Consider the following 5,182-nt stretch of genomic DNA (forward strand, 5'->3'; position numbering starts at 1 on the left):
GCCGCGGCCCTCGCCGAGCGGGCCGGTGAGCGGGCCGCGCTGGCCGGCGCGCTCCGCGACGCCGAGCGGGCCCGCCGCGTCCTCCCGCTGCTGCAGGCCGCCGAGGCCCGCGCCGGCCGCCGTGACCAGGCCGCGGCCGCGGTCGCCCGGCAGCGCGACGCCGTCACCCGGCTCGTCCCCGACACCGCCGACGCCGACGTCATGCGCAAGGAGGAGCGCGCCCGCCGCGAGGAGGCCGCCGTCCTCCAGCAGCGCCGCGACGACGAGCGACGGCTCGCCGCCATCGACCGGGAACTGAAGGACGCCGAGGACGGCGGCCGGGACCTCGAAGCGGCCGAGGCCGAGCTCGTCCTCTTCCTCACCGACTCCCCGCGGTACCGCAAGGACCTGGCCGACCGGCTGGAGCGGACGCGTGCCCGTCTCGCCGCCAGGCCCGTGGCCGAGTCCGCCGTCGAGACGGCCCGCCGGCGGCTGGACGCCGCGGTACGACGCGACGCCCTCGCGGCGGAGCTCGCGGAGGCGGAGGAGGAGCACCGCGCCGCGACCGACGCCGCCCAGGCGGCGCGGGACGCCTTCCAGGAGATCCGCCAGGCGATGCTGCAGGGCATGGCCGCCCGGCTCGCCCGGGAGCTGACGCCCGGAGAGCCCTGCGCCGTCTGCGGATCCACCGAGCATCCGGCGCCCGCCACCGCGGACCGGGACCTCCCGGACGAGGACACCGAGGCCGCCGCCCAGGCCGCCTACGAGCAGGCCGCCGAGGACCGGCAGCGGATCGCCGCCCGCCTCGCCGAGCTGCGCGCCGAGCACACGGCGGCGGCCCGCGACGCCGGCGACGACTCCGCCGACGACCTGCGCGCCGCCCTCGCCGCCGCCGACGAGGAGCTGATCGGCCTCACGGCCGCCGCGGCCGACGCCGAGCGGCTCGAGGACGACCTCCGCCAGGTCGACGCCGAGTACGACGAGGCCCGCGACCGGCAGGACGAGGTGAAGACCGCGCTCGCGGAGAACCGCACGCTGCGCGTCACGCTGACCGCCGACGCGCTCCGCCTGCGAACCGCCCTCGACGAGGCGCGCGGCGGCGACCCGACCCTGGAGGCCCGGATCCGGCGGCTCGGCGACGAGGCCGACCTGCTCCGCGACACCGCCACCGCGATCGAGCGGCTCCGCGCGGCCACCGACGACGCCGACGCCGCGCGGCGGGAGGCCGCCGACGCCGCCGAGGCCGAGGGCTTCCCCTCCGTCGAGGCCGTGCGCTCCGCGACCCTCGACGACGCGGCGCACGAGGAGCTGACCCGGCGGGCCAGGGCGTACGACGACGAGGAGGCTAGGGTCACGGCGCTCCTGAACGACCCGGACCTGGCCGCGGCCGCCGCCGAGCCGCCGCCCGACCTCGACGCCCTCGAAGCCGCGCTCGCCGACGCCGACCGGACCCACCAGGCCGTCGCCTCGGCGCGCGACCGCGCCCGGCACCGCCACGAACGGCTCGCCGCCCTCGCGGCCGAGCTCCGCGGGCACGCCGCCGCCTGGCGTCCCGTCGCCGAGCATCACGAGCTCGTGTCCCGGATGGCCGCCCTCGCCTCCGGCGACCCCGCGGTGAACACCGCGCGGATGCGGCTGTCGGCGTACGTCCTGGCCGCCAGGCTGGAGCAGGTCGTGGCCGCCGCCAACCAGCGGCTGGCCCGCATGTCCTCCGCCCGGTACGTCCTGGAGCACACCGTCGAGCGGGCCGCGGGGGAGAAGGGCCGCCACGGCACCGGCGGCCTGGGGCTGCGCGTCATCGACGGCTGGACCGGACAACACCGTGACCCGGCCACCCTGTCGGGCGGGGAGACCTTCATCGCCTCGCTCGCCCTGGCCCTCGGCCTGGCCGACGTGGTGACCGCCGAGGCGGGCGGCGCGGAGATCCGCACGCTCTTCGTCGACGAGGGGTTCGGCACGCTCGACGAGGAGACCCTCGACGAGGTGATGGACGTCCTCGACGGCCTGCGCGACGGCGGGCGCGCGGTCGGCATCGTCAGCCACGTCGCCGAGCTGCGTACCCGCATCCCCGCTCAGCTTCAGGTCCGCAAGGCCCGTACGGGCTCGACCCTCGCCGTCACCGGGGCCGGTCAGGACGCGACGGCCGCGCGGACAACCGGGACGATCTCCTGAGCCCACGGCCCGAGCGCGGCGGCCACCGGCCCGGCCGGGAAGAGCGTGAAGCCGGCCGTGTCGACACGGCCAAGACCGAGGCTTTGGAATGCGCCCAGGTGATCGCCGCCTATGCGCGATGACAACCCCCGCGCCGGGGGAGGGGCATTGTTTCAGAGCCTGTCTACTGACGCGATAATTCTGTCGCCTCAGTAGACGGGCTCTGAAACGTTCCCCTTATGTCGGCGTTCGATTCGCCGGATTCACCGAGCCGAGTTCCTTTGGGTCGCGTCGCTGATCATTCGGCGTGCTTCGTTCGGATACTTTGCGATCAGCACGTTGAGCCACGCCAACTCGGCGATGCTCGACACGCCTCCGTACGGTGCCGCGCGCAATGCGGCGTGGAAACGGTCGATGGAGCGCCGGAGCCGCGCGATGGCGTCCGGCGGGGGACGGTCGGCCATCATTCCGGCCTGACGACGTGGACGATCATCTCGACCGCCTGGTCGATCTCCTCGGCCGGGCAGATCGGGTCGCCCCACGACCACCACCAGTGCAGACGTTCCGAGGAGTCCGGCATGCACCGGATGATTTCGGCGAGCATGCCCGCCCCCGGGAAGCCGACGCGAATGCGCGTCGGCGCTATCTCCTCCGCCGTGAGACCGGCCCTGCCGCACGCCATGGAGAGACGCCGGCACAAATCCTGGACCTCTTCCCGTCCATTTTCCGCGACCATGATCGCCCTTTCACGTTGTCGTGATCGACCCCTCAATGCTGGCGTCACCGTTTACTCTAGGGAAGCGTTCCACCTGCCATTCCATGACCTGGAGTGAGCGTCATCATCGCTGGGGCCGCCTGAATTCCGACAAAGGAGATAACGCGAATGAACCAGTACTACAGCCCACAAGCCATATGGGGTCGCGAACTACGCCACTACCGCAAGGCGGCCTCCCTCACCCAGGCCCAGCTCGCGGAGAAGATCTACTGTTCGGAGTCGCTGATCAGTTCCATCGAGACCGGTCAGGCGCCCGCCACCCCGGAGTTCGCCGAAGCCGCCGACGAGGCCCTCACCACCGGTGGCGCCCTCTCCCGCACCCTCGACTGGCGCAAGGGCACCCCGGCCTACCCCGCCTGGTTCGTCGACTGGATCCCCGTCGAGGACACCGCCGTCCAGCTCCGTGTCTTCGAGATCGACCTCATCTACGGCCTATTCCAGACGCCCGGCTACGCCCACGCGCTCCTGGGGGGCGACGAGGCGGCCGTTGAGGCACGCATGCTGCGCCAGAACGTTCTCAGCCGACAGAGCCCGCCGCCACCGACGCTGTACTGCGTTCTGGACGAGAGCGCGCTCCGCCGGAACGTCGGAGGAGCACAAGTGATGTACGAGCAACTCCAGCACCTTCTCAAGCTCAGCGAGCGCGACAACATCAACATCCAGATCGTTCCCAGCAGAGCCCACCGCGGCGTGAGAGGACCTTTCGCCGTGGCCACAGCCGAGGACGGGAGCGAAACCGCTCAGGCGGACAACGCCTTTGGCGGAGCGGTCTCCACACGACCGGAGGATCTCGCTACGGTGGGGTCGTCCTGGGAGTCGATCCGGACCGAAGCCCTGCCCGTGGACATGTCGAGAGATCTGATCCGCCGAATCGCAGAGGAGCTCTGGAGTACGTGAGCAACCTGGAGTGGCGCAAGTCCCGTCGCAGTAACGACACGGGGAGCCAATGCGTCGAGGTCGCGGTGACGGAGGAGCGGCAAGCCTGATCCTCCTCGGGCCCGGATAAGGATGTGCGGATCGGGCGGGCGGTTGACAGGCTGGGGGTATGGACCACCAGCACGACGCCGATTCCGGCTGGACCACCACGCCCATCACCGCGGACCTCCTGCGCGGCGCGCTCGACCTGGAGCGCACCGAGCACGGCGTACTGCCGCACCGGCTGCCCGCCCGGGCCCGCGCCCAGTACGCCGACGGGCAGCTGGCCATGGCCGAGGCGCAGCCCTCCGGCGTACGCCTGGTGTTCCGCACCCGGGCGACCGCCATCGAGCTGGACACGCTGCGCACCAAGCCGGCCTACCAGGACGCGCCGCCCCGTCCGGACGGCGTGTACGACCTGCTCATCGACGGCCGGCTCGCCGGCCAGGCGAGTACGACCGGCGGAAACGTCCTGATGATGGACATGGCCACCGGCTCGGCGGAGACCCGGCCCGGTCCCGCTGGCACCGTCCGGTTCGCCGGCCTGCCCGAGCGGGTCAAGGACGTCGAGATCTGGCTGCCGTACAACGAGATCACCCAGGTGGTCGCCCTGCGCACCGACGCGCCCGTCGAGGCCGTACCGCCGGGGGACCGCCGCGTGTGGCTGCACCACGGCAGCTCGATCAGTCACGGTTCCAACGCCGCGAGCCCCACCACGACCTGGCCGGCGCTGGCCGCGTCGCTGGGCGGCGTCGAACTGATCAACCTCGGTTTCGGCGGCAGCGCCCTGCTCGACTCGTTCACCGCCCGCGCGCTGCGGGACACCCCCGCGGACCTGATCAGCATCAAGATCGGCATCAACCTGGTCAACGCCGACTTGATGCGGCTGCGCGCCTTCACCCCGGCGGTGCACGGCTTCCTCGACACCATCCGCGAGGGGCACCCCACCGCGCCGCTGCTCGTCGTCTCGCCCATCCTCTGCCCGATCCACGAGGACACCCCCGGCCCCAGCGCACCGGACCTCAGCGATCTCAGCGCCGGTGTGCTGCGGTTCAAGGCCGCGGGAGACCCCGCGGAGGTCCCCTTCGGGAAGCTCACCCTCGGCGTCATCCGCGAGGAGCTCTCCCGCATCGTGAAGCAGCGGGCCGCCGAGGACCCGAATCTCCACTACCTCGACGGCCGCGACCTCTACGGCGACGCGGACGCCGCGGAGCTGCCCCTGCCCGACCGGCTGCACCCGGACGCCGCCACTCACCGCCGTATGGGTGAACGCTTCGCCGCCTCGGCCTTCGGCCCCGGCGGGCCGTTCGACGGCCACCGCGCCTGAGTCGCCGGCCGGAGAACCCTGGCGTGGGGGGGGGG

At 72.7% G+C, this 5,182-nt stretch carries 4 protein-coding genes; all 4 read left to right on the forward strand.

Annotated elements, in window-relative coordinates; genetic code table 11:
• On the forward strand, window positions 1–2,151 hold a 2,151-nt coding region (locus NE235_RS36960), incomplete at its 5' end, for an SbcC/MukB-like Walker B domain-containing protein (RefSeq protein WP_252811566.1).
• An 862-nt stretch (window positions 2,152–3,013) separates the two neighbouring features.
• Window positions 3,014–3,802 carry a helix-turn-helix domain-containing protein gene (locus tag NE235_RS36965; protein WP_252811569.1) on the forward strand — a complete coding sequence of 263 codons (789 nt, stop codon included), beginning with the start codon at window positions 3,014–3,016 and terminating at the stop codon, window positions 3,800–3,802.
• Complete coding sequence (locus NE235_RS38835) at window positions 3,799–3,891, forward strand: DUF397 domain-containing protein (RefSeq protein ID WP_406567667.1); 93 nt, start codon at window positions 3,799–3,801, stop codon at window positions 3,889–3,891. The genes NE235_RS36965 and NE235_RS38835 overlap by 4 nt, the downstream gene beginning before the upstream one ends.
• Before the next feature lie 59 nt (window positions 3,892–3,950).
• Window positions 3,951–5,147 carry a GDSL-type esterase/lipase family protein gene (locus NE235_RS36970; RefSeq protein WP_252811571.1) on the forward strand — a complete coding sequence of 399 codons (1,197 nt, stop codon included), beginning with the start codon at window positions 3,951–3,953 and terminating at the stop codon, window positions 5,145–5,147.
• The last annotated feature ends 35 nt before the right edge of the window (window positions 5,148–5,182 follow it).

Origin of the sequence: Actinoallomurus spadix (genome assembly GCF_024055725.1) — a bacterium.
Lineage (GTDB): Bacteria > Actinomycetota > Actinomycetes > Streptosporangiales > Streptosporangiaceae > Actinoallomurus > Actinoallomurus spadix.

Bases quoted from the DNA above. Each gene is read 5' to 3' on its own strand.
- NE235_RS36965 (WP_252811569.1), top strand. From the start codon at position 3,014: ATGAACCAGTACTACAGCCCACAAGCCATATGGGGTCGCGAACTACGC.
- NE235_RS36970 (WP_252811571.1), top strand. From the start codon at position 3,951: ATGGACCACCAGCACGACGCCGATTCCGGCTGGACCACCACGCCCATC.